Source organism: Luteibacter sp. UNC138MFCol5.1 (genome assembly GCF_900110505.1).
In the GTDB taxonomy this organism is placed as follows: Bacteria; Pseudomonadota; Gammaproteobacteria; order Xanthomonadales; family Rhodanobacteraceae; genus Luteibacter.
In genome coordinates, this window is sequence record NZ_FODZ01000003.1 from 1 (window position 1) to 24,958 (window position 24,958).

29 protein-coding genes are annotated in these 24,958 nt (G+C 67.7%); 10 read left to right on the forward strand and 19 right to left on the reverse strand.

All coding sequences use genetic code 11. The annotated features are described in order from the left end of the window. The 3 genes from BMY69_RS08220 to BMY69_RS08230 all read right to left on the reverse strand — a co-directional run. On the reverse strand, positions 1 to 263 hold a 263-nt coding region (locus BMY69_RS08220), incomplete at its 3' end, for a transposase (protein ID WP_143070428.1). A 99-nt stretch (positions 264 to 362) separates the two neighbouring features. Further along, on the reverse strand, positions 363 to 1,547 hold the full coding sequence (gene pncB / locus BMY69_RS08225) for a nicotinate phosphoribosyltransferase (protein WP_090177021.1): 1,185 nt from the start codon (positions 1,545 to 1,547) through the stop codon (positions 363 to 365). Then, positions 1,544 to 1,927, reverse strand: a complete 384-nt coding sequence (locus BMY69_RS08230; RefSeq protein ID WP_090177023.1) for a YbbN family protein — start codon at positions 1,925 to 1,927, stop codon at positions 1,544 to 1,546. Before BMY69_RS08230 ends, pncB begins: the two co-directional genes overlap by 4 nt. Positions 1,928 to 2,015: 88 nt before the next feature. Between BMY69_RS08230 and BMY69_RS08235 the strand changes: the two genes are divergently transcribed. After that, positions 2,016 to 2,822 carry a cytochrome c gene (locus BMY69_RS08235; protein ID WP_255364507.1) on the forward strand — a complete coding sequence of 269 codons (807 nt, stop codon included), beginning with the start codon at positions 2,016 to 2,018 and terminating at the stop codon, positions 2,820 to 2,822. 12 nt (positions 2,823 to 2,834) lie between these two features. Here BMY69_RS08235 and BMY69_RS08240 read toward each other — a convergent pair whose 3' ends face one another. The 4 genes from BMY69_RS08240 to BMY69_RS08255 all read right to left on the reverse strand — a co-directional run bounded on the left by BMY69_RS08240 (position 2,835) and on the right by BMY69_RS08255 (position 7,424). Continuing rightward, the gene (locus BMY69_RS08240; protein ID WP_090177028.1) at positions 2,835 to 4,106 is read right to left on the reverse strand and encodes a dicarboxylate/amino acid:cation symporter; all 1,272 of its coding nucleotides are present in this window, start codon (positions 4,104 to 4,106) and stop codon (positions 2,835 to 2,837) included. Between the two features lie 117 nt (positions 4,107 to 4,223). Then, positions 4,224 to 5,267, reverse strand: a complete 1,044-nt coding sequence (locus tag BMY69_RS08245; protein WP_090177031.1) for an aminopeptidase — start codon at positions 5,265 to 5,267, stop codon at positions 4,224 to 4,226. A gap of 520 nt (positions 5,268 to 5,787) precedes the next feature. Continuing rightward, on the reverse strand, positions 5,788 to 6,345 hold the full coding sequence (locus tag BMY69_RS08250) for a cytochrome b (protein ID WP_090177034.1): 558 nt from the start codon (positions 6,343 to 6,345) through the stop codon (positions 5,788 to 5,790). Beyond that, the gene (locus tag BMY69_RS08255; protein WP_090177037.1) at positions 6,342 to 7,424 is read right to left on the reverse strand and encodes a catalase family peroxidase; all 1,083 of its coding nucleotides are present in this window, start codon (positions 7,422 to 7,424) and stop codon (positions 6,342 to 6,344) included. The genes BMY69_RS08250 and BMY69_RS08255 overlap by 4 nt, the downstream gene beginning before the upstream one ends. A 130-nt stretch (positions 7,425 to 7,554) precedes the next feature. On the opposite strand from BMY69_RS08255, the gene BMY69_RS08260 reads away from it, so the two are divergent. Together BMY69_RS08260 and BMY69_RS08265 are read left to right on the forward strand one after the other, a co-directional pair. Then, positions 7,555 to 8,067: an RNA polymerase sigma factor gene (locus BMY69_RS08260; protein ID WP_090177040.1), complete on the forward strand. Its 513-nt coding sequence runs from the start codon at positions 7,555 to 7,557 to the stop codon at positions 8,065 to 8,067. After that, positions 8,064 to 8,813 carry an anti-sigma factor family protein gene (locus BMY69_RS08265; protein ID WP_090177042.1) on the forward strand — a complete coding sequence of 250 codons (750 nt, stop codon included), beginning with the start codon at positions 8,064 to 8,066 and terminating at the stop codon, positions 8,811 to 8,813. Before BMY69_RS08260 ends, BMY69_RS08265 begins: the two co-directional genes overlap by 4 nt. A gap of 2 nt (positions 8,814 to 8,815) precedes the next feature. Here BMY69_RS08265 and lolD read toward each other — a convergent pair whose 3' ends face one another. The 9 genes from lolD to BMY69_RS08310 form a co-directional block, all read right to left on the reverse strand. Then, a complete protein-coding gene (gene lolD, locus BMY69_RS08270; RefSeq protein ID WP_090053737.1) occupies positions 8,816 to 9,508 on the reverse strand; it encodes a lipoprotein-releasing ABC transporter ATP-binding protein LolD in 693 nt (230 codons plus the stop codon). After that, positions 9,501 to 10,742: a lipoprotein-releasing ABC transporter permease subunit gene (locus BMY69_RS08275; RefSeq protein WP_090177045.1), complete on the reverse strand. Its 1,242-nt coding sequence runs from the start codon at positions 10,740 to 10,742 to the stop codon at positions 9,501 to 9,503. Before BMY69_RS08275 ends, lolD begins: the two co-directional genes overlap by 8 nt. 148 nt (positions 10,743 to 10,890) lie before the next feature. After that, on the reverse strand, positions 10,891 to 11,292 hold the full coding sequence (locus tag BMY69_RS19610) for a hypothetical protein (protein WP_177191112.1): 402 nt from the start codon (positions 11,290 to 11,292) through the stop codon (positions 10,891 to 10,893). After that, positions 11,264 to 11,512, reverse strand: a complete 249-nt coding sequence (locus BMY69_RS08285) for an FAD assembly factor SdhE (RefSeq protein ID WP_090053742.1) — start codon at positions 11,510 to 11,512, stop codon at positions 11,264 to 11,266. The genes BMY69_RS19610 and BMY69_RS08285 overlap by 29 nt, the downstream gene beginning before the upstream one ends. Before the next feature lie 95 nt (positions 11,513 to 11,607). Beyond that, positions 11,608 to 12,393 (reverse strand): succinate dehydrogenase iron-sulfur subunit, encoded by a 786-nt coding sequence (locus tag BMY69_RS08290; RefSeq protein ID WP_090053744.1) that lies wholly within the window; start codon positions 12,391 to 12,393, stop codon positions 11,608 to 11,610. 21 nt (positions 12,394 to 12,414) lie between these two features. Next, positions 12,415 to 14,199: a succinate dehydrogenase flavoprotein subunit gene (sdhA, locus tag BMY69_RS08295; RefSeq protein ID WP_090053745.1), complete on the reverse strand. Its 1,785-nt coding sequence runs from the start codon at positions 14,197 to 14,199 to the stop codon at positions 12,415 to 12,417. Positions 14,200 to 14,202: 3 nt separating this feature from the next. Beyond that, entirely contained in the window at positions 14,203 to 14,589 is a 387-nt protein-coding gene (gene sdhD / locus BMY69_RS08300) for a succinate dehydrogenase, hydrophobic membrane anchor protein (protein WP_090053747.1), read from the reverse strand. Beyond that, a complete protein-coding gene (gene sdhC, locus BMY69_RS08305; RefSeq protein ID WP_090177047.1) occupies positions 14,586 to 14,978 on the reverse strand; it encodes a succinate dehydrogenase, cytochrome b556 subunit in 393 nt (130 codons plus the stop codon). Before sdhC ends, sdhD begins: the two co-directional genes overlap by 4 nt. Before the next feature lie 61 nt (positions 14,979 to 15,039). Further along, the gene (locus BMY69_RS08310) at positions 15,040 to 15,207 is read right to left on the reverse strand and encodes a DUF1674 domain-containing protein (RefSeq protein ID WP_090053750.1); all 168 of its coding nucleotides are present in this window, start codon (positions 15,205 to 15,207) and stop codon (positions 15,040 to 15,042) included. A 126-nt stretch (positions 15,208 to 15,333) separates the two neighbouring features. Between BMY69_RS08310 and BMY69_RS08315 the strand changes: the two genes are divergently transcribed. Both BMY69_RS08315 and BMY69_RS08320 read left to right on the forward strand, forming a co-directional pair. Continuing rightward, positions 15,334 to 16,119 carry a CAF17-like 4Fe-4S cluster assembly/insertion protein YgfZ gene (locus BMY69_RS08315; RefSeq protein ID WP_090177050.1) on the forward strand — a complete coding sequence of 262 codons (786 nt, stop codon included), beginning with the start codon at positions 15,334 to 15,336 and terminating at the stop codon, positions 16,117 to 16,119. Positions 16,120 to 16,595: 476 nt separating this feature from the next. Continuing rightward, the gene (locus BMY69_RS08320) at positions 16,596 to 17,030 is read left to right on the forward strand and encodes a cell wall hydrolase (RefSeq protein WP_090053753.1); all 435 of its coding nucleotides are present in this window, start codon (positions 16,596 to 16,598) and stop codon (positions 17,028 to 17,030) included. A gap of 149 nt (positions 17,031 to 17,179) precedes the next feature. On the opposite strand, the gene BMY69_RS08325 is transcribed toward BMY69_RS08320, so the two are convergent. Together BMY69_RS08325 and BMY69_RS08330 are read right to left on the reverse strand one after the other, a co-directional pair. Beyond that, positions 17,180 to 17,656, reverse strand: a complete 477-nt coding sequence (locus BMY69_RS08325; protein WP_090053755.1) for an outer membrane lipoprotein — start codon at positions 17,654 to 17,656, stop codon at positions 17,180 to 17,182. A 31-nt stretch (positions 17,657 to 17,687) separates the two neighbouring features. After that, entirely contained in the window at positions 17,688 to 18,275 is a 588-nt protein-coding gene (locus BMY69_RS08330) for a glycine zipper 2TM domain-containing protein (RefSeq protein ID WP_090177053.1), read from the reverse strand. Positions 18,276 to 18,415: 140 nt separating this feature from the next. Between BMY69_RS08330 and BMY69_RS08335 the strand changes: the two genes are divergently transcribed. After that, complete coding sequence (locus BMY69_RS08335) at positions 18,416 to 19,183, forward strand: TatD family hydrolase (RefSeq protein ID WP_090177055.1); 768 nt, start codon at positions 18,416 to 18,418, stop codon at positions 19,181 to 19,183. A 16-nt stretch (positions 19,184 to 19,199) separates the two neighbouring features. Here the strand turns inward: BMY69_RS08335 and BMY69_RS08340 are convergent, their stop codons facing one another. Next, positions 19,200 to 20,000, reverse strand: coding sequence for a hypothetical protein (locus BMY69_RS08340; protein WP_143070429.1), 801 nt, complete (start codon positions 19,998 to 20,000; stop codon positions 19,200 to 19,202). A 207-nt stretch (positions 20,001 to 20,207) separates the two neighbouring features. Here BMY69_RS08340 and BMY69_RS08350 point away from each other — a divergent pair, with 207 nt between their 5' ends. Genes BMY69_RS08350 through BMY69_RS08365 form a run of 4 tightly spaced genes read left to right on the forward strand, consistent with a single transcriptional unit; the run spans position 20,208 to position 24,947 of the window. Then, positions 20,208 to 20,732 (forward strand): MarR family winged helix-turn-helix transcriptional regulator, encoded by a 525-nt coding sequence (locus BMY69_RS08350; RefSeq protein ID WP_090177061.1) that lies wholly within the window; start codon positions 20,208 to 20,210, stop codon positions 20,730 to 20,732. Continuing rightward, positions 20,729 to 22,189 (forward strand): efflux transporter outer membrane subunit, encoded by a 1,461-nt coding sequence (locus BMY69_RS08355; RefSeq protein WP_090177064.1) that lies wholly within the window; start codon positions 20,729 to 20,731, stop codon positions 22,187 to 22,189. Before BMY69_RS08350 ends, BMY69_RS08355 begins: the two co-directional genes overlap by 4 nt. Beyond that, positions 22,186 to 23,385, forward strand: coding sequence for an HlyD/EmrA/EmrK family protein (locus tag BMY69_RS08360; RefSeq protein ID WP_090177067.1), 1,200 nt, complete (start codon positions 22,186 to 22,188; stop codon positions 23,383 to 23,385). Before BMY69_RS08355 ends, BMY69_RS08360 begins: the two co-directional genes overlap by 4 nt. Continuing rightward, a complete protein-coding gene (locus tag BMY69_RS08365; protein WP_090177072.1) occupies positions 23,382 to 24,947 on the forward strand; it encodes a DHA2 family efflux MFS transporter permease subunit in 1,566 nt (521 codons plus the stop codon). The genes BMY69_RS08360 and BMY69_RS08365 overlap by 4 nt, the downstream gene beginning before the upstream one ends. Positions 24,948 to 24,958 lie beyond the last annotated feature (11 nt).

Here is a 24,958-nt window from a genome sequence, read left to right on the forward strand (position 1 = left end):
AGAACGTCGCGCTCCTCAGCCAATGCCGCGCGCGCCTTCTCCGATGCCTCCAGCTGGCCTCGCAACTGCTCGATAAGGAGCTGCTGCTCTGCCGTCGTGGACGGCATGGCGGCCTGTCGTTCCCGATATTGCTCGACCCAACGACGCAGCGCCGTCGGGCCAATACCCATCATCCGGGCCGCTTCAGGCGGGGAATGCCCCGCCTCGACCACCAGTCGGACCGCTTCGGCCTTCAGAGCCGACGAAATCTTCTTGTATCCCATGGATCACCTCGCAGGAGATTTTGCTCCTACTCGGTGGTCCAGAAATACCCGGACACTACAGGTCCGCTCCTACGCCCGACCATGACCGGGGAGCGATCCTCAGGTCGACGACGGCAGCCCGAACACCTTCCGCAGGTACGCCACGTAATCGGGATCCTCGAAGCCCATCGCCTTCCCCGGTGAATCCGACAGCTTCGCCACCGGCTGGCCGTTGCAGCGGGTCATCTTGATCACGATGTTCAGCGGCGACGGACCGACGTCGTTGGTGAGATTCGTGCCCACGCCGAACGACAGCTGGCAGCGGCCGGCGAAGTGGCGGTAGAGCTCCATCACGCGGGGGATGTCGAGGCCGTCGCTGAACACCAGCGTCTTCGTGCGCGGATCCACGCGGTTCTTCTCGTAGTGCGCCAGCACGCGGTCGCCCCAGGTGAAGGGGTCGCCGGAATCGTGCCGCGCTCCGTCGAAGAGCTTGCAGAAGTACATGTCGAAATCGCGCAGGAACGCGTCGAGCCCGTACACGTCGGACAGCGCGATGCCGAGGTCGCCGCGGTACTCGCGTGCCCAGGCCTCGAGCGCCGCCGTCTGCGAGTCGCGCAGGCGCGGTCCCAGCGACTGGAACGCCTGCAGGTACTCGTGCGCCATGCTGCCGATGGGCACCAGCCCCTGCCGCTTCGCCAGCCAGACGTTGCTGGTGCCGGCAAGCTGCGGTCCGAGCTCCGCCCTGAGCGTCGCGAGCATTTCGTCATGCCAATCGCGGGAGAAGCGGCGGCGCGTGCCGTAATCGGCGATGCGCACCCGTTCGTAACCGGGCGTGTCGCGCAGGAGCGCGATCTTGGCCTGCAGCCGACGGCGCCCTTCGTCCAGATCGAGGCCCGGATACGTCGCGCGGAAGTACAGCTCGTTGACGATCGCGAGCAACGGTACCTCGAAGAGGATCGTGTGCAGCCAGGGCCCTGCGATCACGATCTCGATCTCGCCGTTGTCCTTCGCGCCCGGCTCGATGCGGACGTACTTCGCGTTGAGCTGGAACAGGCCGAGGAAGTCGACGAAATCGCTGTCGATGAAGCGCAGGCCGCGCAGGTAATCGAGTTCGTCGTCGTCGAAGCGCAACGAGCACAACGCGTCGACTTCCTCGCGGATGCGACCGATCAACGGCACGAGGTCGATACCGGGAGTGCGGCAACGGAACCGGTACTCCACTTCCGCCGCCGGATACTGATGCAGCACCACCTGCATCATGGTGAACTTGTAGAGGTCGGTATCCAGCAACGACGTGACGATCATGCCGTCGCGCCCGTCGCGGCGATCTGCCGGTTCACGGCGTCGACGAAGGCATCGGCTCCGGGCCACGACGTGATGCGTCCGAGCTTCTTCCCGCGGTGGAACACGAACCAGGCGGGGATGCCGTGCAGGCCGAAGCGCGTCGCCATCTTCGGATCGTCGTAGACGTTGTCGTGCAGCCAGCGCACTTCCGGCCAGGCGAACCGCTCCGGTGTCAGCAGGATCTGCCGCTTCGCGATGTCGCAGTTCGGGCAGTCGCGACCCCACAGGAACAGGATCACGATGCGATCGTCGTCTCGCGCGAGTTCGGCGTCGAGTTCGCCGGTGGTCACGCGCTCCATGGGGAAGCGCTGGAAGAAGTCGGGGACGGAAGTGTCTGCCATGGGGAAATCCGTGCGTCGTGTCCGCTCCACATGGGGGCGTTGCGGGGATAATCCGAGGGCCGTCCCCCGCGATTCCCAAGGAACGATCGTGCGCCTTCTCCTGGTTACCCTGCTACTCGTCATCGCTGGCGCCCCGCGCGCCGCCACGCTCACGATCGACACCGGCGCGGGTCCACGCGCCCTCACGACGGAGCAGCTGCTGTCCCGGGCCGACGTGCGCGAGGTGCGGGTTCCGGACGATGTCTCGTACCACCGCGAGACGAAGTACCTCGCCGTGCCGCTCAAGGCCCTGCTGCCCGGTGTGGCGGCCGACGCCCACCTCCAGTTCGTGGCGCTCGACGGCTTCGCCGCCGAGATCCCGGCGGCAGCGGTCGTCGACGGCCACGGCGCCGAGGCCTGGCTGGCCGTGGAGCCGCCCGGCAAGCCCTGGCCCGCGCTGGGCGCAGGCAAGGCCGGCGCGGGTCCGTTCTACCTGGTCTGGACGAACCCGGCCGCGGGGCACATCGGGCCCGAGCAGTGGCCGTACCAGGTGGCGACCATCCGGGTGCTCGCCGACCCCGCGTCGCGCTTCCCGGCGATGCGGCCCGCCGACGGTCTCGCGAAGGACGCCCCCGAGCGGCATGGCTTCACGGTGTTCCAGCGCAACTGCATCACGTGCCACACGCTCAACGGCCAGGGCGACGCGAAGCTGGGGCCGGACCTCAACCTTCCGCACAGCCCGACCGAATACCTTCGGGCCGACATGCTGCGCACGCTGATCCGTAACCCGCAGGACCTCCGCCGCTGGCCGCAGGCGAAGATGCCGGGCTTCGATCGCGCCGTGTTGTCCGACGCCGATCTCGACGACCTCGTCGCGTACCTGAGGCACATGTCGACGCGGAAGGCCCCGCACTGAAGCCTGGCTGGTTCAGGCCAGCGTTTCGCCCTCGACCACCGCGTCGCCCGACGCCCGGTGGTAGACCTCCAGATCGAGGATGCCCCGTTCGCGCGCGACCAGCACGGGCACGACCATCTGGCCGGTGACGTTGGTCATCGTGCGCATCATGTCGAGGATGCGGTCGATCGCCACGAGGTAACCGATGCCTTCGAGCGGCAGGCCCGCCGAGCTCAGCACCAGCGTGACCATCACGGTGGCGGTGCCGGGGACGCCGGCGGTGCCGAACGAGCCGAGGACCGAGGCGAGCAGGATCACGAGGTACTGCGCCGGCTGCAGGTCGAGATGGAAATACTGCGCGATGAACACGGCGGAGATCGCCGGATAGATCGCGCCGCAGCCGTCCATCTTGATGCTGGCGCCCAGCGGCACGGCGAACGCGGCGTACTCCTCCTTCACGCCGAGGTTGCGCACGACGGTGCGCAACGCGATCGGCATGGCGGCGAAGCTCGACGACGACGTGAAAGCCACCTGCATCGCCGGGAACGCGGCGCGGAAGAACTTCCACGGGTTGAGGCCGTGCCCCAGCAACAGGCCGCCATACACGACGACGATCTGCAATGCGCACGCGACGTAAAGCGCCCCGACGAAGCTGGCCAGGGGCAGCAGCTTCTCGAAGCCGTAGCTGCCGACGAGCGCGGCGATCAGGCCGAAAGTGCCCAGCGGGGTGACTTCGAGCACGAAGCGCGTCACCTGGATCATGGCGTCGTTCGCCTCGCCGGCCAGTGCGCGCAGCTTCGCCGACTTCTCGCCGATCTTCACCAGCGCGAGGCCGAGCAACCCGGCGAAGAAGATCACCTGCAGGATCTTGCCTTCGGTCAGCGCGCGGAACGGATTGGCAGGCACGATGTCGAGCAGCACCTTGACGGGCTCCGGTACCGCCTTCGGTTTCCAGTCGAGCGGTGCCGAGAGACCTTCCACCCCCAGACCGGGCTGCGCGACGTGCGCCACGAGCAGGCCGACGAGCACGGCCAGCGTCGCGGTGGCCGCGAACCAGCCGAACGTACGCGAACCCAGGGCGGCGACGTCCCTGACCCCGTGGAGGCTGGACACGCTGTGCAGCACCGCGAAGAAGACCAGCGGCACCGCGATCATCTTGATCAGCGTTACGTAGAGCTGCCCGAGCGGTCCGAACCACGCCGCCGCGTCGGGCCCCAGGGCCCAACCGGCGAGCGCGCCGAGCGCGAAACCGGCGGCCACGCGCTTCCAGAAACGGATGCGGAACCAGGAGGTGAGAAGCGACATGACAGGGCTACCCATATAACGAACCCCGACACTACACCTGCGTATGGACGTCCGGACGCCCGAAATCGGACGCTGCGTTCGCCGGGACGAACGCTGGGGCCTTGCATCCCGCCTTGCCTACAGGGCGTCGCTCCGCGCCGCCAGCCGCTGGAGTTCCCTCGTCCGCTCGTCCGGTGGCCGCTTCGCCAGTTCGCGGACCCGCGCGTAGAAGGCGGGCCAACGCCCGCCGGTGCCGGCGAACATCGCGGCGAACGACGGCACCCACGTGTCGTAAAGACCGAACGGCAGCAGTCGCGCGTTGTTCAACGGCTTCGCCATCCAGCGGTCGTAGCGGCGGTCGCCTCCGGCCTCGGTCTCGCGCCAGACCAGATACTGCCCGCGGAACGCCTCGAAGGTCTCGGCCTTGGCGACGCGCTTCGCCTCGTCGGGACGATCCTCGGCGTAAAGCGTCCCAAGCCGCCCGCGCAGCGCGAGGATCTGCCGCGTGAAGGACCGATCGAGCATGTCGCCGCGCTCGTCCGGCGGGGGAAGGTTCCGCGAACGCCGCCACTGACGCAGGCCTTCCCGCTCGACGAACGTGGCGAAGGATTCGTTGAACGACGAATCGTCCTTCACGTAGAGCTCCTGATGCGCGAGCTCGTGGAAGATCGTGCCGGCGAGCTCGTCGTCGTCCCAGCGCATCATGCTGCTGAGGATCGGGTCGGCGAACCAGCCGAGCGTCGAATAGGCGGGCACCTCACCGATGGACACATCGTGCCCCAGCGCCGACTCCCGCGCGGCTTCGCGCTCGGCGAGGTCGTGGCGGAAGTAGCCGCGATAGGCCACGCAGCCGGCGATCGGAAAGCAATGGGTGATGGGCGCGACGGACAGCTCCGGCGTCGCGAACACGTTCCACGCGACCCAGGGCCGGTCGAGCGCCACGTACCAGGTGTAGCTGCGGTTGTCGGGCAGGGCCAGTCGCGTGGAGGCGAAGCGGCGCGCTTCGCTCGCGAGTTCGAGCCGCTCCCGCGTCTTCGCGGGCGTTTTCGGGTCGGCGACGACCTTCGCGATCGAGCGGCGCTCGGTCAGCAGCGCCGCCTGGCCGTGCGCGACGTGCGCGTAGTAGCCCAGCGAGCGGCAGCCGGCGAGCAGGACGATCAGGGTGGCGAGTGCGAGGCGCATCCGGCCTATTCTGCACGGGCCGGCGGGCGTCGTGGGATGGTGTGTCGCGCGCTTCGTCGCGGACCTGGTCGAGCGCGGTCGCGACGACCGATCGCCTCGCCGTGGGCACCGGCGTGCGCCGGTGCGACGGTGAGGGGGTGTGAGCGCATGCGTGAATCCGGTCACCGTCACCGCGGTGCGACGTCAGGGGGCAGCGACGCCGTGCATGAACCCGTCACCCCGGCGCACGCCGGGGTCCACGTCCTCGGTCCACGAGGGGGCGTCGCGCTCCGGGCGCTCGTGTGTGTGCGGTGTCGCGACGACCGATCGCCTCGCCGTGGGCACCGGCGTGCGCCGGTGCGACGTGAGGGGGTATGAGCGCATGCATGAACCCCGGCGCACGCCGGGGTCCACGTCCTCGGTCCACGAGGGGGCGTCGCGCTCCGGGCGCTCGTGTGTGTGCGGTGTCGCGACGACCGATCGCCTCGCCGTGGGCACCGGCGTGCGCCGGTGCGACGGTGAGGCGATCGGCGGGCCTGCCTCAGGCGATGTCGGATCGCTCCGGACGTCGCCCGCCCGTCATCGACTGCAGGACGCCGTCGCGGCGGATCAGGCCGTGCATCAAGGCGGCGCCCATGTGCGCGAGGAACGTCAGGAAGAACAGCCACGCCAGGTAGCGATGGGCTTCGCGCAGCCACGCGAACAGCAACGCATCCGCTGGCACGATCGGCGGCAGGCGCAGACCGCCGCCCAGCGTCACCGGATAGTTACCGGCCGACAGCATGGCCCAGCCGATCAGCGGCAGTCCGATCATCAACGCGTAAAGCAGCCAGTGCGACGCGTGCGCGGCCAGCTTCTGCCAGAGAGGCATGTCGGCCGGCAGCGGCGGCGCGGGATGCGTAAGGCGGAACCCGAGGCGGATCAGCGCGAGCACGAAGACCGCGATGCCGAGCGGCTTGTGGATCGACACCAGCCACAGGTACTTGGATTCGACGGACGTGACCATGCCGGCACCGATGAAGAGCATCGACAGGATCATCGCGGCCATCAGCCAGTGCAGCAGTCGGGCGAACCAATGGAACGTATCGGCGCGGCTCATGGGTGGGCCTCCTTCGGACGGGCCGTGCCCGGGACGTGCGCTTCCTCGCTGGTGCGGCGCAGATAGGAATCGGCATAGGCCGACGAACGGGCGGCGAGCAACGGATCGCCGGACACTTCGATGCCGCGCGGCAGGATGGTCGGATCGTAGTTCACGTCGCGGCACGGGCCATCGGCCTGCGCCTCGGCGGCGTCGATGACGAGCGTGCCGGCGTCCACGGTGCGGCGATCGTCGGGCCAGATCTTCGTCGCGTCGTCGACCGGATCGCCGGGATTGGCGAAGACCATCTGCAGATGCCAGCGCGCGGGACCCTGCCCCAGACGCTTCATCAGGTCGGCGGCCAGATAGTCGGTGTCCCCGGCGGCGGCACCGCCGTCGCCTTCCGGGCCCTTATCCGGCACGAGCATCCAGCGCACGGCATGCCGCTCGCCCTGCGCATCGCGCAGGTAGAACGCGTTGATGCTGCGGTAGGTCTCCGGCACGTAGCTCGCCGACGGCTTCGCCGTCTTGATCCAGTCCAGGAAGGCCGCCGATTCCGGATGAGACTTGAAGAAGGCGCCCGCCTTGGCGGGGTCCGGCTTTCCGGTGGAGGGATCCGGATGCGTCGCGACCGTGAGCTCGTAGAACGCCTTCGGGTCGGACACCGGGAACACCGTCATGGCGTTCATGCCCGTCCGCCATTGTTCGCCATCGGCCATGTCGAAGCGCAGCGCGAAGCTGCGGATGGGCGCGGAGCTGTCCCCGGCATAGGGGTTTCCGCCGGGGATCGCGAGGCGTCCCACCACCGGCGTGCTGCCGGGCGCGAACACGGCCGCCGTCGAGTACTTCGCCAGCTCGCCATTGGACTCGAAGCGCCCCGTCACGCAGATGCCCTTGGCATGGTTGCGCCGGAACCCGGGATAGTCGCCTCCGTTGGCCTGTAGCGCGTTGATGATCCGCTTAGGGGTCAGCCGCTCGGGCGCGAGCCACCCACCGACGTACCCGAAAACGGCAGCGGCGCCCACCACCGCCAGCCCTATCAGCGCCCATCGTCCTGCCGCGTGCGCCGGAGGGCGCGGGTCCTGCCGTTTCTCTGTCATCGTGTGCGTTCCTGGTTGCGTTGGCGTGTTCAGGGTGGGACGTACGTCAGGGACTTTTATTCCCGGACCGGGGAATATTTCTCCCGACCGGACGTCTAACGTCCATGAAAGCCCCGGCGAGAGGCCCGGCATGTCCGACCCGCGAATCGACGAAGCCCTTCGGACGATGCTGCCGCGCCTGCGGCGCTTCGCGCTGTGGCTCGCCCGCGACGTGCATGCCGCCGACGACCTCGTCCAGTCGACCGTCGAGCGCGCGCTTTCCCGCTGGCATACCCGGCGCGATGAGGAGAGCCTGCGCGGTTGGCTGTTCTCGATCTTGTACAGGTTGTTCCTCGACGGGAAGCGTCGCTCCGCCCGGCAGGCGCTGCTCCTGGGCTCGCTGCCCAGCGAGGAACCCACCTGGCCGTCCGCCGAGCGCGTCGCCCTGGCGCATTCCACGCTTGCCGCGTTCGCCGCCCTGCCCGTCGAGCAGCGCAGCCTGCTGCTCTGGATCACGGTGGAAGGCATGAGTTACCGCGAGGTCGCGGACATCCTGAAGGTGCCGGTCGGCACCGTCATGTCGCGTCTCTCCCGTGCCCGACGCGCCCTGCGCCAGCTTGGCGAAGGCGATTCCGAATCCCCGTCCCTGCGACTGCTGAAATGACGACCACGACGCCCCCGAGCGAACACGACATCCATGCCTACGTGGACGGGCACCTCGACAGCGCGCACCGCAGCGAGGTGGAACGCTACCTGGCCCGCCACCCCGAGCAGGCGGACGAGGTGCAGGGCTGGCGGAACGACGCGCAGCAACTGCGCACGCTCCTCGCAGGCGACCTGACGCCCGCCCCCGGCCTGGATCCGATCACGGTGCGCGAAACCGCGCGCCGGCGGCACAGCGGCCGCCTGGCCCTGGCCGCGTCGCTGTTCCTGTGCCTGGCCGTCGGAAGCATGGCGGGCTGGACTGTCCGCGGGATCGGCACGGGCGACGCGCCGATGGCCGATGCCATGCAGGCCTATCGGCTGCTCGCGCTCGACCACGGTGTCGGCATGGACATCACGACGGGCAACGAGACCGACCTCCGTGCCTGGCTGGCGGGACGCGTCGGCTCCGACGTGCGCCTGCCCGATCTGGCCGATGCCGGCTTCCGGCCCATCGGCGGCCGGCTGTTCGCGACCGAGCAGGGTCCCGCGGGCATGGTCCTCTACGACGATGGCAACGGCCACACGGTGAGCTTCTACGTGCGGCCGCCGGGCCCGGCCCGCCGCATGCTCCCGCGCGGATCCCGGGAGGAAAACGGCCTGCTCGCGAACTACTGGTCGAACGGCGGGCACAACTACGCCGTCGTCGCCTCGGCGAACGACGGCGGCCGCGGCGCGGCGGAGCGCGTGGTGCAACGCTCGATCTGAGCCTAGCGCTCGTGCAGCTCGCCCGCGTGCAGTTCGAGGGTGCGATCCATCCGGCCGGCGAGGCGCGAGTCGTGCGTCACCAGCACGAAGCTGGTGCCGATCTCGCGATTGAGCTCGATCATCAGCTCGTAGACGTGCGCCGCGTTGGCCTCGTCGAGGTTGCCGGTGGGCTCGTCGCCGAGCACGCACGCGGGCCGCGTGACGAGCGCGCGCGCCACGGCGCAACGCTGGCGCTCGCCGCCCGACATTTCGGCCGGACGATGGCGCAGGCGCGAACCGAGCCCGACGCGCTCCAGCAACGCCGTGGCCTCCTTCTGTGCCTGAGCGATCGACACGCCGCGGATCAGCAGCGGCATGCAGACGTTCTCGAGCGCCGTGAACTCGGGAAGCAGGTGATGGAACTGGTAGATGAAGCCGAGCGAACGGTTGCGCTCGCGACCGCGTTCCGCGTCGGACAGCTCCGAAAGCACCCGGCCGTTCACTTCGACCTTGCCGGCGCTGAGCGTGTCGAGCCCGCCGATGATGTGCAGCAGCGTCGATTTGCCGGTGCCGGAGGCGCCGACGATGGACATGGTTTCGCCGCGGCGCAGCGCGAAGTTCACGTTCGAGAGGACGCCCGTGCGCAGGTCGCCTTCCTCGTAGACCTTGGCGACACCGGTGGCGCGCAGCACGATGTCGTCGTTCGGCTTATTCATAACGGAGCGCCTGGGCAGGCTGCGTGCGCGAGGCGCGCCACGCGGGATAGAGCGTCGCAAGCAGGGAGAACGCGAAGGTCGTCAGCACCACCCAGCCCACGTCGGACCAGAGCAGCTGGCTCGGCAGTTCGCTGATGTAGTAGACGTCCGGCGAGAGGAAGTTCTGGCCCGTCACGTGCTCGATCCACTTCACGATCGCCGGAAGGTTCAGCGACAGCACGGCGCCCAGCAGGACACCGAAGCCGATGCCGACGACGCCCACGAGCACGCCCTGCACCATGAACATTCCCATGATGCTGCGCGGCGTGGAACCCAGGGTGCGCAGGATCGCGATGTCGGCCTGCTTGTCGGTGACGAGCATCATCAGCATCGAGATGAGGTTGATCACGGCGACGAGGATGATGAGCGAGAGGATGATGAACATCACCTTCTTCTCCATCTCGATCGCGCGGAAGAAATTGGCGTGGGTATCCATCCACGTCTGGAAACTGTAGGTCTGCCCGAGCTCGTTGGCGAGCGTGCGCGCCACGGGATAGGCGTCGCGCATGTCGTCGAGCTTCAGGCGTACGCCCGTCGGGCCGTCGAGACCGTTGAGGCGCTCGGCATCCTGCATCGACACGAGCGCGAGATTGGCGTCGTACTCCTGCATGCCCAGTTCGAAGATGCCGCTGACCGTGAAGCTGCGCAGCTTCGGCACCGCGCCCATCGGCGTGGCCGTGAACTGCGGCACGACGACCGTGACCTTGTCGCCGACGGACGCCCCCAGCGCAAGCGCCAGCTCGCGGCCCAGCACGATCTTCCAGCTGCGGTCGGTGAGGTCGGACATCTTCCCTTCGACCATGTGCCGGTCGATGTCCGACACGTTCGGCTCCATGGCCGGCAGCACGCCGCGAATCAACGCGCCGCTCGGACGCCGGGCCTGGAGGAAGGCCTGGATCTCGACGTACGGGGCCGCGCCGAGCACGTGGTCGGTATGTTCCGCCGTCGTCACCGCGTGCTGCCAGTTCTGCACGGTCTCGCCGATGCCGGACACGGTGATGTGCGAGACCGCCCCGAGGATGCGGTTGCGCAGCTCGCTGTCGAAGCCGTTCATCACCGACATCACGGTGATGAGCGCCGTGACGCTGATCGCGATGCAGACGATCGATACCGTCGAAATGAACGAGATGAACTGGTTGCGGCGCTTCGCGCGCGTGTAGCGCAGTCCGATGAAGAGCTCTAGGGGTCTGAACATACCTGTCGACTTAACGCCTGTGATGAGGGCACCGCGCGAAAGGCAGGTACCGCGCGGCAGAGTGCCCGATGCGGCCAGCCGGGGCAAGCCGACCGGGAAACCGCCCGTCGTATGACAGCGAGGCCGCAATCCCGGTTCCGACGCGCCTTCACGCCAGCCGGGCCCGCAGCAGCCGCAGCTCCTCGGCGGGCGCATTATCCGGCAGCAGGGCCACCTGCGCGGCCCCGCCGTCCCAGCGCAGATCCAGGAAAACGGCACGCCCGAAAACCCGCGTGTGCCGGAGCTCGGCCTCCCGCTCGGAACCCGCGGCGAGGGTGACGCTCCAGACACCGTCGGCGGCCCACGCCAGCGCCGTCACCGGCGGCCGGCGCCAGGCGGCCAGCTGCCGCCAGCCGACGAAGGCGATGCCGACGGACACGAAACATCGGAGAACCCCTGGCAACCCCGTGAAGAGCGGCGATACGGAAGCGAGGAAGACGATGCCGACGCCGAGTCGCGTCAGCGCGGCGGATGGCCGGTAGTCAAAGGCGATGCCTCGAACGGATGTCATCGATGATGCCCTGCCAGTCGTCGCGGGGCGCGCGGGCATGACCCATCACCCAGTCCCAGAGATCGGGATCCTGCACGTCGAGCAATTCATCGAATGCCAGCCGCGTGGGCTCGTCCGCGTCGGCGAAGCGCTCGTCGAGCCAGCCGCCGAACAGGCGGTCGAGCTCGCGCGTACCACGGCGGGTACGCCAGCGCAGTCGCTTGAGGCGGGCTTCGTCCATGGAAAGTCTCGGCTATAGGGGAAAGCGGAAGCGCCATGTGGGAGCGCGGGCAAGCGCGCTCCCACATGGCCCGCTCGTAGCCAGCCGTCTGGAGGTCAGGCCGAGCGGCGCTGCACGATCAGCTTCTTGATCTCCGCGATCGCCTTCGCCGGGTTGAGACCCTTTGGGCAGGTGCGCGCGCAGTTCATGATCGTGTGGCAGCGGTAGAGCTTGAACGGATCCTCGAGATCGTCCAGGCGCGCACCGGTGTCCTCGTCGCGGCTGTCGACGATCCAGCGGTAGGCCTGCAGGAGGATCGCCGGACCGAGGTAGCGGTCGCCGTTCCACCAGTAGCTCGGGCACGAGGTCGAGCAGCAGGCGCACAGGATGCATTCGTAGAGACCGTCGAGCTTCTTGCGGTCTTCCGGCGACTGCAGGCGCTCCTTGTCCGCGGGCGCCGGGCTCTGCGTGCGCATCCAGGGCTTGATCGAGGCGAACTGCGCGTAGAAATGCGTCAGGTCCGGCACCAGGTCCTTCACCACCGGCATGTGCGGCAGCGGATAGATGTTGACGGTGCCGCTGCCGCAGTCCTCGATCGCCTTCGTGCATGCCAGCGTGTTGGTGCCGGCGATGTTCATGGCGCAGGAACCGCAGATGCCTTCACGGCACGAGCGGCGCAGCGAGAGCGTCGAATCGATCTCGTTCTTGATCTTCAGCAGGGCGTCGAGAACCATCGGACCGCACGTATCGAGGTCGACCTCGTACGTGTCGGTGCGCGGGTTCTGACCGTCGTCCGGCGTCCAGCGGTAGACCTTGAAGGTGCGCACGTTCTTCGCGCCCTTCGCCGGAAAATGCTTGCCGGCCTGGATCTGGGAATTCTTGGGTAGCGTGAACTCTGCCACGTTGGCCTCTCCGGTCCGGTATCAGTAAACGCGCTTCTTCGGCGGCACGACTTCGACATCGTCCGTCAGGGTGTACATGTGCACCGGGCGGAAGTCGAAGCTCGACTTGCCGGCCTCGTCGATCCACACCAGCGTGTGCTTCTGCCAGTCGTGATCGTCGCGGTCCGGGAAATCCTCACGGGCATGCGCGCCGCGGCTCTCGGGACGCTGCTCGGCCGAGTGCATGGTCGCGACGGCCTGCGCGAGCAGGTTCGACAGCTCCAGCGTTTCGATGAGGTCGGAGTTCCAGACCAGCGAGCGGTCGGTCACCTTGACGTCCTTGAACGTCGAGTAGACCTCGGAAATCTTCTGCGAGCCTTCCTTCAGCGTTTCGCCCGTGCGGAACACGGCGGCGTCGGACTGCATCGTCTTCTGCATCTCGGCGCGGATCTGCGCGGTCGGCTTCGTGCCGTCCGCGTAGCGCAGCGCGTCGAAGCGGCCGAGAATCTTGTCCAGCGCGTTGGCCGGGAGATCCTTGTGCGCCGTGCCCGGCTTGATGAGCTCGGCGCAGCGGTTGGCCACCGAACGGCCGAAGACGACGAGATCGAGCAGCGAGTTGGAGCCGAGGCGGTTGGCGCCGTGCACCGACACGCAGGCCGCCTCGCCGATGGCGAACAGGCCCGGCACGATCGAATCCGGATCGTCGTCGCGCTTGGTGACGACTTCGCCGTGGTAGTTGGTCGGGATGCCGCCCATGTTGTAGTGCACGGTCGGAAGGACCGGGATCGGCTCCTTCGTCACGTCGACGCCCGCGAAGATGCGCGCGGACTCGGCGATGCCCGGCAGGCGCTCGTGGATGACCTCGGGACCGAGGTGCATCAGGTTGAGGTGGATGTGGTCCTTGTTCGGGCCCACGCCACGGCCTTCGCGGATCTCGATCGTCATCGCGCGGCTGACCACGTCGCGGGACGCGAGGTCCTTAGCGTTCGGCGCGTAACGCTCCATGAAGCGCTCGCCTTCCGAGTTGGTCAGGTAACCGCCTTCGCCGCGCACGCCCTCGGTGATCAGGCAGCCCGCGCCGTAGATGCCGGTCGGGTGGAACTGCACGAACTCCATGTCCTGCAGCGGCAGGCCGGCGCGCAGCACCATGCCGCCGCCATCGCCCGTGCAGGTGTGCGCCGACGTGGCGCTGAAGTAGGCGCGACCATAACCGCCGGTCGCCATCACCACCGCGTGACCGCGGAAGAGGTGCAGCGTGCCTTCGTTCATGTCGAGGGCGAGTACGCCCACGCACTTGCCGTCCTCGAAAACGAGGTCGATGGCGAAGTACTCGATGAAGAACGTGGCGTCGTGCGCCAGCGCCTGCTGGTAGAGCGTGTGCAGGATCGCGTGGCCGGTGCGGTCAGCCGCGGCGCAGGTGCGCTGCGCGGTGCCCTGGCCGTAGTGCGTGGTCATGCCGCCGAACGGGCGCTGATAGATCTTGCCTTCCTCGGTACGCGAGAACGGCACGCCGTAGTGTTCGAGCTCGATGATGGCCGGGATGGCCTCACGGCACATGTATTCGATCGCGTCCTGGTCGCCGAGCCAGTCGGAGCCCTTGATCGTGTCGTAGAAGTGGAAACGCCAATCGTCCTCGCCCATGTTGCCGAGCGCGGCCGAGATGCCACCCTGCGCCGCCACGGTATGCGAGCGGGTCGGGAACACCTTGGTGATGCAGGCGGCCTTGAGACCCTTCTCGGCCAGGCCGAACGTGGCGCGAAGACCAGCGCCGCCGGCGCCGACCACGATCACGTCGTACTTGTGTTGTTGAACCTTGTAGGCTTCCATCGATCAGCTTCCGAGCGCGACGCGCAGCACGGCCAGTACGCCCGTGAGCGCGGCGAGTACGGCGATGAACTTGATGATCACCAGCGAGGCCACTTCGAGCCAGCGGGTGTGGACGTAGTCTTCGATCACGACCTGCAGGCCGAGCGTGGCGTGCCGGAACATGGTGACGATGAGGGCGATCAGCAGCACCGCGTTCCACGGCTTGCCAAGCGTGGCGCGTGCCGTGGCGTAATCGGCGTGCAGGAGGCTGAGGATCGTGCCGATGAACCACAGCGTGAGGAAGATCAGGCCGAGCGCGGTGACGCGCTGGAGCATCCAGTGGCTCACGCCCTCTTTCGCGGAACCCAGGCCGCGGGCCCGGGCGAGCGGATTGCGCAGGTCCTTGTTCATGCGTGGCTCCCGGTCAGCACATAGGCCCATACCAGCGCCGTGAGCACGACGGCGCCGACGATCGACATCCAGCTCGAACGGATGAACGACTGCACCGCGTAACCCGCGCCGGCGTCCTGCGCCAGATGACGGATGCCGTTGCACAGGTGATAGAAGAAGTTCAGGGTCCACGCGATCAGGAGGATCGTGCCGAAGGCCGAACCCGCGATACCGGTGAACGTGGCGAAGGCCTCCGGACCCGCGGCGATGGAGGCGAGGCCCCAGACGATGACGAGGCTACCGACGGCATTGATGATGCCGGTGGCGCGATGCAGGATGGACGAGACCATCTGCACTTGCCACTTGTAGACCTGTAGATGGGGAGAGAGCGGTCGTCCCGTTTGTGCCATGGCGGCTATCCTGGATTGGAATCGCTGGTGCCCGACAGTCTCCCCCTCGCCTTCCCGATACTCAGAAGTCGATGCAGCGTCCGTTCTTTTCCCAGTCGCCGTAACGCGTGGGGTCCAATGGCGCTTTCTCGACCCCTGGCTCGCCGTTCGTGGGGACGACCGGCGGTACGAGCGGCTTCGCCGGAGCGGAATCGTTCGTGTCCTGGGGTTCGGAGGGATTGTCGGACATGGTTATAAAGCCCTAAAAGCGTAATACCTGTGCCACGGCAGCACAACCTTGACGAACGCGCGGACCTTGGCCTGACCCCGGTCCGACCGTATATCTTACCCCTCCCACCCTCCCCGCGCCGCCCCCATGCCGAGTACTACCACTCGTACGATCACCCTCGCCGGCCGCGATGCCGCCGCCTTCGCGAACAGCCAGCTGAGCAGCAACGTGCTCGGACTCCCCGTGGGCCGCTGGCACTTCAGCGGCTGGCTAGACCCGAAGGGACGGGTCCGCGCCCTGCTTCACGTGGCGCGCGTCGGCGACGAGCGATTCGTGCTCGTCCCGCGTGGCGGCGACGCCATCGCGCTGGCGGCCGATCTGAAACGCTTCGTGTTCCGCTCGAAAGTGACGATCGATGTGTCGGACACGCTCCATGTCGGCGACGATGTCGCGCGCGGCGAAGGCGAAGCCAGTGAGGACGCCGATGGCGCACTGCTGCTTGGCGAAGGCGACGCGTCGCTGCGCATCGCCGCGAACGAAGGCGACGACGCGTGGCGCGCGCGCCACATCGCGAAGGGTTACGCATGGCTACCCGACGGCGCACTCGACACGTTGTTGCCGCCCGCGCTGTCGATGGAACGTATCGGCGCCGTCGCATTCGACAAGGGATGTTTCCCAGGACAGGAAATCGCGGCACGCCTGCATTTTCTTGGCGGACACAAACGGCATCTTCACATCGTGCAAAGCGATCGCGCATTGATCGAAGGCACGACGTTGCGCATTAACGGACGCGACGCCGGCATCGCATTGACGAGCGACGCGTCCGCCTCGCGGCCTACGACTCTCGTCGTACTCGACGATGCGACGGCCGCGGCGCAGAATCTTGATATCGAGGGCAATCGCCTCCACATCGTTTCGACATTCACGGATTGAATGCGACATGCATCGTAAAAAATCTGTTCTCTCGCTCTCATGAGTCGAAGCTGAACCAGACAGCCCGCGCACTTGCGCAAATGGAATCGCGCCACTAGGCTCCGCCGATCGATTTGAAGTGGCCGTGGTGTAACGACACGGTGACACCCGCGACGATCCGTCGACGATGACGGTTCTGGCGCGACCCGGCGTGAAGCCGGAGATCAAGCAACGCGATCCTTCGTGACGCGTTATCAGCCGACGGAGCCGCCGCATCGCGATGCCGCTCCCTTGCGGCGCAACCCCATACCGGACGGCTCCGGACAGCCGCCCAGTAAAGTCACAGTGTGTGACGCCCGAGTCATCCGTATTCCACTGATCCGACGGATGCCATCGGTTGGTCCAGGTAGTAACGGCCTGCCCGCCCGTCTACCGCTCATACGTCTCCCATGGCTATCGCCGCAAGTGACGGAAAAGCTCGTTGGAGGCAGATACACATGAAACTTTCCGCTTTGCTCTGGATGGCGTCCGTCCTCCCGAGCCACCTCGCCGACCAGACGTGTCTGGCCACGACGGTGTACCTGGAAGCTCGTAGCGAACCCACCATCGGCCAGTACGCCGTGGCGGAAGTCGCACTCAGGCGCCGCGATCGCGGCATGGGCGGCAACAACGTCTGCGAAGTCGTCAAGGCGCCGCGTCAGTTCGCCATCACCCTCATGCCGAAGGATTTCGAGATCACCGATCTCGTGGCATGGACGAAGGCATGGAAGATCGCTGGCGACTCCATCAACAACTGGAGCCTGCCGAAGAGCGAACGCCTCGTATACGTACCGCAGGCCGATCATTTCGCCACCGTCGCGGTATCGCCAAGCTGGTCCGCCAGCCGCGTCGTTCGCAAGATCGGCGACCACGCGTTCTATGCGGTGAACTGATCGCGCAGGAACGTGCGGGGAAAAGGGATCCAGGCGGGCAGCTTGGGATCTCCGGGAAAAGGGGCCCTCGGATGAGGGTCTTTTTTTGGGCCAGAAAAAACCCCGCCATCGGCGGGGTTCTTCATTTGGACGTCCAGACGTCCGAACGATCAGCGTCGATAGACGCGATCGCCGCGGACTTCCACGTAATCACCGCGACGAAGTTCGGGATCTTCCCGCTGCGTCACCGTCGCCCAACGTCCGTCGTCCAGGCGGATCTTCACGCGGAAGGCGACATCCTCGGCGCCGTTGCGCTTGCCCACCTGATTGCCGACCAGACCACCGACGACCGCACCGCCGACCGTGGCCGCCGAACGGCCGTCACCCTTGCCGATGGTGTTGCCGAGCAGACCGCCCGCGACCGCGCCGATCACCGCACCGAGCGGCGACGACTGCTTGTCGACGTACACCTGCTCGACATCCTCCACCACGCCGCATTGCTCGCACGTGCGCGACGAGCCCGAATACACCACACGGTCTCCGCGGTCGTAATAGCCACCGCGGCGCGGCTGGTCGTAGCACGCCGCGAGCGAGAGCGACGCGAGGGCGATGGCGACCAGGCCGGAGTTTCTGACGATCGTTAGCATGACGGGCTGCCTCTGTTCGGTTCGGATGGGATCAGCGCGAGTCGGAAACGACCGTCACGCCTTCCTGCACTTCCACGCGGTCGCCCGGGTCGTGGTCCATGCGAACCGTGCGGGTGACGCCGTTGTATTCATAGCGCACGTCGTAGGCGACGATCTTGTCGCTGCTCGCCCCCTGGACCGTGCTGCACTTGCGCACGGTGCTGGTGACCGTGTTGGTCTCCTGGCGACGCTCCTGGATCTCGTGGCCGGCGTAACCGCCGCCCACGGCACCCGCCACGGTGGCCAGCGTGCGGCCCTTGCCGCCGCCGATCTGGTTGCCCAGCAGGCCGCCCGCGACCGCGCCGATGGCCGTACCGGCGATCTGGTGCTGGTCCTTCACCGGGGCACGGCGCGTCACGACCTCGTCGTGGCATTCGCGCTGCGGCGCCGTCGCGGCCTGCCGCACCGGGTCCACGCTCACCACGCGACCGTACTTCGGGCCGGCCGGTTCCTGCGGCGCGGCGCCCGGACCCGTGGCATTGGCCACGTCGGCGTTCGCGTCACGGTTGCAGGCGGAAAGACCCAGCACCAGCGCCGCACCCAAAGCCACGTTCAGGACGGAAAGTTTCAACCTGCTCATACCCTAATCTCCAGACAGATATCGGCGGCCCGATGGCGCTGAGCCCCATCACCCGGAAGCCGCCTCGACGACATTTGACAGTCGTTAAACTGAACGAGGCCTTAGACTGGCGCCGACATTCATCACGGCATCACACCGACATGCTCGACCTGATCGATACCCACGCCCACCTCGACGATGGCGCGTTCGACGCCGACGGCGCGGCGATGTTCCAGCGCTCGGTCGATGCCGGCGTGCGGCGCTGGATCGTTCCCGCGATCGATCGCGGCAACTGGGAGAAAGTCGAGCGCCTCGCGGCAACTCGGGCGGGCATATCCGCGGCCTACGGCCTGCACCCGCTGTTCCTGGACGCCCATCGCGACGCGCATCTCGACGAACTTCCCCGCTGGCTCGCAGACCATGGCGCCGTGGCCGTCGGCGAGATCGGTCTGGACTTCTACGTCGACGGCCTCGATCCGGCCCGTCAGCGCGACCTGTTCGCCCGGCAGCTCGACATCGCGAAGGAGCTCGATCTCCCCGTGATCGTGCATGCGCGCCGCGCGTTCGAGGAAACGATCCACACGTTGCGCCGCGTCGGTGGCCTGCGAGGCGTGGTGCACAGCTTCGCAGGCAGCGAAGAGCAGGCGCGCCAGCTTTTCGACATGGGTTTCCACATCGGTATCGGTGGCCCCGTCACCTACGAACGGGCCCACCGCATCCGCCGCGTCGTCGCCTCCATGCCGATCGAACGGCTGCTTCTCGAGACCGATGCGCCCGACCAGCCGTGCGCGCACCGTCGCGGACAGCGGAACGAACCGGCGTTCATGCTGGACGTTCTGGAAAGCATCTCCGCGCTTCGCGAGGAGCGCGCCGAAGACATCGCCGCGAGAACCACCGCCAACGCGATCCGGCTGTTCGCCCTGCCCTGAGGGCGGCCCGTGATGCTCATGACGCGGACTCGCCGGATATCCTGCATTCGATATCGACGGTCGTCCGGGGATAGTTGCGACGATAGGCCCGCAGGTAAAAACTTTTCCCGGGCATGTCGGTTCCGACGACGATGTCGAGACGATTGGTGACCTCGCCGTCCGTGTCGAGGGTGTTCATGACCACCAGCCGTCCCGTGCCGGTGCCATTGGGGTCGTAGATCTCCGTCTCCAGCCGCCCCCAGCTCACAGGCTGACCTCGCTCATCCCTCAGGCGCATGTGTAACGACCGGTCGACGCGCTCGCCCGGTCGGTACGTGACGACCTGATCGCCCCCGTCCAGGATCGTCAGATAGGTCGGTATGCGGTCCGAGTACTCCCGCGTGAATTCGAAGAACACCGGCACGTCGTTCTCGAGGACGGTGACGCGCACCCTGGCGCGCCCCGGCCGGCTACCCGGCCGCCATTGGTCACCCGGAAGCGCGACGCCGTCGGCGCCGCTGATCGCGTAGGAGTCGGGGACAGGCGTGTCGCTACCCGCGACGATGAAAGAGGCCCCGGTCCCCCCGTCGTCCTCGATCACATAATGGAGTATCGCCCCCGCCACCCGCTCGCCATCCGCGTCGAACGCGATGAGCAAGAGCGACCCTCCTCCGCTGCCCGGATCGGAAATCGTATGTTGCGCGCCGGCAGTCGCCTCGAGTCGCGCGACCGTTCCCGTCGCGCCGCGAACCGCCTCCAGCGCTTGCAGGAACGCCGGATCGGCTTCCACCATTTCACCGAGACGACGCTCCGATCGATTTTCCGCATACCGTTCCATGGCCTGGCCTTCGCAAGCGGGCCGCCGGCCCGGCCGTATGACTATATCCCCCCTGCCATCACCGCGGACCGCGACGAGCAGCAAAACGACGCGCGGTAGCGGCATGTTTCCCGCAGTCCGGGCCGCACTTCCCGTTCTTTCCGAACTTGCGTCATGGAACGTCGCCGGTTAGCCTAATAGTTCACCAGCGAACTATTAGCCAGCGAAATGTCGAGTCTCAAACCTTGCGTCGACGCGCTCTACGAGGGCGTCGACCGCGTCGCGGAGCGCATACCGGAGCTGCCTCGCTGCGAGGTATTCCTCGTTCGCCTGCTCATGCTCAACGCGGGCGCCCTGCTTCGTGACTTCGAGAGCAAGCTCAAGCCGCATGGCATGAACGACAGCGACTTCCGCACACTGATGATGCTTTACGCGTCGGAAGAAGGCGCGACGCCGGGCGAGCTCTGCCTGCTGGCGGAACAGAAACCGACGAACATGACGCGCATCGCGAACGCGCTGGTCAAGCGCGACTTCATTTCCCGCTCGCATGCCACGCACGACCGCCGGCAGGTGGTGCTTCGCATCACGGCCGCCGGTCGCCGCTTCGTCAACAAGCTGCTGCCGCCCATGTTCCCTCCGCTGGTCGAGTCGTTCGCCTGTTTCAGCGCGACCGAGCGGAAGACCTTCGAACGCCTGCTGAAGAAGCTCGCCCTGCACCTCGATCCTTCCGTCGACGCGGATGCCACGCCATGACACCGATTCCGATCCGATCCGCCCTGCTCGCCGGCGCGATGGCGCTGGCCCTCGGCGCCTGCCACGTACCGGCGAAGATCGACCGGCCCGCGCTGCGCGACGAAGCCCCGCTGGCCGGGGTGGACGCGGGCCAGCGCGCGGGATGGCCGGCCGCCGACTGGTGGCGCGTCTATGGCGACCCGCAGCTCGATGAGCTGATCGCCCTTGCTTTGCGTGGCGCACCCGATCTCGCGCAGGCGCGCACGCGCGTCGAATCCGCGCAGCAGAACATCCAGGTGGCCGCGGCGCAGGCCGGCCTGCGCATCGACGCCAGCGCGCAGGTCGCACGCCAGCGCATGAGCGAGAACGGGATCATTCCGGCGCAGTTCCTGGGCTTCACCTGGTACAACCAGGCCGACCTGGGCATCCAGGCGCGCTACGACTTCGACTGGTGGGGCAAGAAGCGGTACGCGATCGAGTCCGCGATCGACAGCGCGCGCGCCGCCGAGGCGGAACGCTCGGCGGCGTCGCTGACGATCCAGGCGACCGTCGCCGACACCTATTTCGGCTGGCTCGCCGACCAGTCGCGCGTCGCCCTCGCCGAGCGCCTCGTCACCGCACGCGAGCGCGCCCTGCGCATCGCCGAGCTTCGCGTCAGGCAGGGTGTCGATGTCCCCGATACCGCGCAGCAGGCTCGCGCCGAACTTGCGGGCGCGCGTCAGCAGCTGGTCGCCCTGCGCGGCTCGGCGGCCATCCGCCGCGCGTCGCTGGCCACGCTCGTCGGCGTCGCGCCGGCGGCGCTGCCGGCCCTCGCGCCGCGACCGCTACCCGACGTCACGCCCGGCCTGCCCGCCGACGCCGGTTCCGACCTCATGGCGCGCCGACCCGACATCGCGGCCACGCGCTGGCAGGTCGAGGCGGCGCTGCGCCAGACGGACGCGGCGCGCGCGCAATTCTTTCCCGACGTCAGCCTGACCGCGATGGCGGGGCTGTCGAGCATCGACATGGACAAGGTGTTCTCGGCCGACAGCCGCGTTTTCGGACTGACGCCCGCGATCCACCTGCCGATCTTCGAAGGCGGCGCGCTCGAGGCCAACCACGGCGTGAGCCGCGCGCAGCTCGGCGCCGCCGTGGCCCAGTACAACGCCACGGTGGCCAGCGCCGCGCGCGAGGTCGCCACGCAGGCCCTCGGCGCGCGGCAGCTCGCCGATCGCCGCGCCCAGCAGGACACCCAGCTCGACGCGGCGACCACGCTGCTCGCGAGCGCCCGCGCCCGCGCGGCGCGCGGCGTCCGCGACGATCGCGAATCCCTCGCGACGGAAGCCGCGCTGATTCAGCAGCAGGACATGGCCGCCGAGCTGCATGGCCAGGCGCTGTCCACCGACGTCGCATTGATCAAGGCCCTCGGCGGCGGTTACCGCGCCGGCCCTATCGTCTCCTCATCCACGCCTCGCACGAACGGAGCCCAGAGCCCATGAGCGCCACCCCCAACGAAACGCCGCGCGCGCAGGACGAGAGCGGCAACGCGCCGAAGGACAAGCGCAAGCGTGGCCGCGCGCTGCTCATCGCCCTGGTCGTGTTCCTCCTCGCCGCGCTCACCTGGTTCCTGCTCTGGCTGTTCGTGTTCTCGACCCGCGAGACCACCGACGACGCCTACGTAGGCGGCAATCAGGTCGGCATCTCGGCACAGGTGCCCGGTATCGTGATTGGCGTCTACGCCGACGACACGCAGCGCGTGACGGCCGGCCAGGTGCTCGTCCGCCTCGATCCCACCGACGCCGACGTCGCGCTGCGCAAGGCCAGCAGCGGACTCGCGCAGGCGGTACGCCAGGTGCGCCAGCAGACGCAGTCGGCGGCCGGCGCGGATGCCGCGCTGGTCGCCCGCCGGCAGGACCTGAAACGCGCGCAGGACGACCTCAAGCGCCGCATCCCGCTTCTCGCCGAGAAGGCCGTGGCGCCCGAGGAAGTGCAGCACGCCCGCGACGCCGTCACCAGCGCGCAATCCGCGCTCGACGCCGCGCAGCGGCAGGCCGACGCGGCGCGCGCGCTCGTCGACGGTGCCGATGTCGAAGGCAATCCGGCGGTGGAGCAGGCCCGGGCGAATTTCCGCCAGGCCTGGGTCGCGGCCCAGCGCAACGCGATCATCGCGCCCATCGACGGCTACGTCGCCCAGCGCGGCGTGCAGGTCGGCAACAGCGTTCAGCCCGGCCAGCAGCTGATGACCGTCGTTCCGCTGCACGATCTCTGGGTCGACGCGAACTTCAAGGAAAGCCAATTGCGCCACGTGCGCATCGGCCAGCCTGCGACCATCGAGGCCGACATCTACGGAAGCGGCGTCGAGTACCACGGCAAGGTCATCGGGCTTGGCGCCGGCACCGGCAGCGCCTTCTCGCTGCTGCCCGCGCAGAACGCCACCGGCAACTGGATCAAGGTGGTGCAGCGCGTGCCGGTACGCATCGCGCTGGAGCCGAAGGATCTCGACGCGCACCCGCTGCGTATCGGCCTGTCCACCGCCGTCACCGTGGACATCACCGACGACAAGGGCGACGTGCTGCCGAAGCAGCCGTCCACGGTCGCCGTGGCGCAGACCCGCGTGTATGACGAGGTCGCCGCGAAGGCCGACGCCGCCGCGGACGCCATCGTCCGCGACAACCTCGGAGCCTCCACGCCTTGAGCGACGCCGCCCTCCCCGACACGCCCGCCGACGGCGGACCGAAGCCGCTGCACGGCGGCCCGCTCGTCCTGCTCACGATCGCCGTCGCGTTCTCCACCTTCATGGAGATCCTCGACATGACGATCGTGAACGTCGCGGTGCCGCACATCGCCGGCAGCCTCGGCGTCGGCGCCAGCGAGGGCACCTGGGCCATCAGTTCGTACGCGCTGGCCAGCGCGATCATGCAGCCGCTCACGGGCTGGCTGGCGAAGCGCTTCGGCGAGGTGCGCACGTTCTGCGTGTCGGTCGCGCTGTTCGTGGCGTTCTCGATGCTCTGCGGCCTCGCCACCAACATGCCCATGCTGGTGATCTTCCGCCTCATGCAGGGCGCCGGCTCGGGCCCGATGGTGGCGTTGTCGCTGTCGCTGCTGCTGGCCAGTTACCCGAAGACCAAACAGGGCATCGCGCTGGCGATGTGGGCGATGACGGTGGTCGTCGCGCCGATCTTCGGTCCGATCCTCGGCGGCTACCTGACCGACAACTTCTCCTGGCCGTGGATCTTCTACATCAACGTGCCGGTAGGCGCCGCCGCGGGCGTGGTGACCTGGAGCATCCTGCGCCATCGCGAGACGAAGATCGTGCGCGCACCCATCGACTCCGTCGGCCTCGCGCTGCTGGTGATCGGCGTGGGGTCGCTGCAGTTCATGCTCGACAACGGCAACGACCACGACTGGTTCGCCTCGCCGATGATCCTCACCCTCGGGCTCATCGCGCTCGTGGCGCTCGTGTTCCTCGTGATCTGGGAGCTCACGGCGAAACATCCGGTCGTCGATCTGTCGCTGTTCGGGCGGCGCAATTTCGCCGTGGGCGTCACGGCGCTCTCGCTCGGCATGCTCGCCTTCTTCGGCATCAACGTGGTGTTCCCGCTGTGGCTGCAGACCACGCTCGGCTACACGGCGACGTGGGCGGGGCTCGCCACCGCGCCGGTGGGCATCCTCGCGTTCATCGTCTCGCCTTTCATCGGCAAGAACATCCAGCGCCTCGAACTGCGGGCCGTGGTGACGTTCGCCTTCATGGTGTTCGCCTTCACCTCGTTCTGGTTCGCCGGATTCAACAGCGGCGCCTCGTACGGCGCCCTCGTGCTGCCCCGCTTCATCATGGGCATCGCGATCGCCTGCTTCTTCATCCCGCTCAACCAGATATTCCTGTCCGGGCTGAATCCCGATCAGATCGCCGGCGCGTCCGGGCTGGCGAATTTCTGCCGCACCCTCGCCTCGAGCGTGTCGACCGCCGTCACGGTCACCCTCTGGCAGCACAGGACGGACTCCCACCACGCTTCGCTCACCGAATACGTGACGCACGCCTCACCGGCGACGACGGCGTTCACCCAACGACTCGACACCCTGGGGATTTCCGGCAAACCGGCGTTTGGCGTCATGGACCAGATCGTGACCCGCGAAGCGGCCACACTCGCGGTCAACGACGTGTTCTGGGGATGCGCGATCCTGTTCCTCGCGCTCATCCCCATCCTCTGGCTCGCCCGCCCACCCTTCGGCAACGCCGGCGGTGCCGCGGCGCATTAATTCAAGTCGAG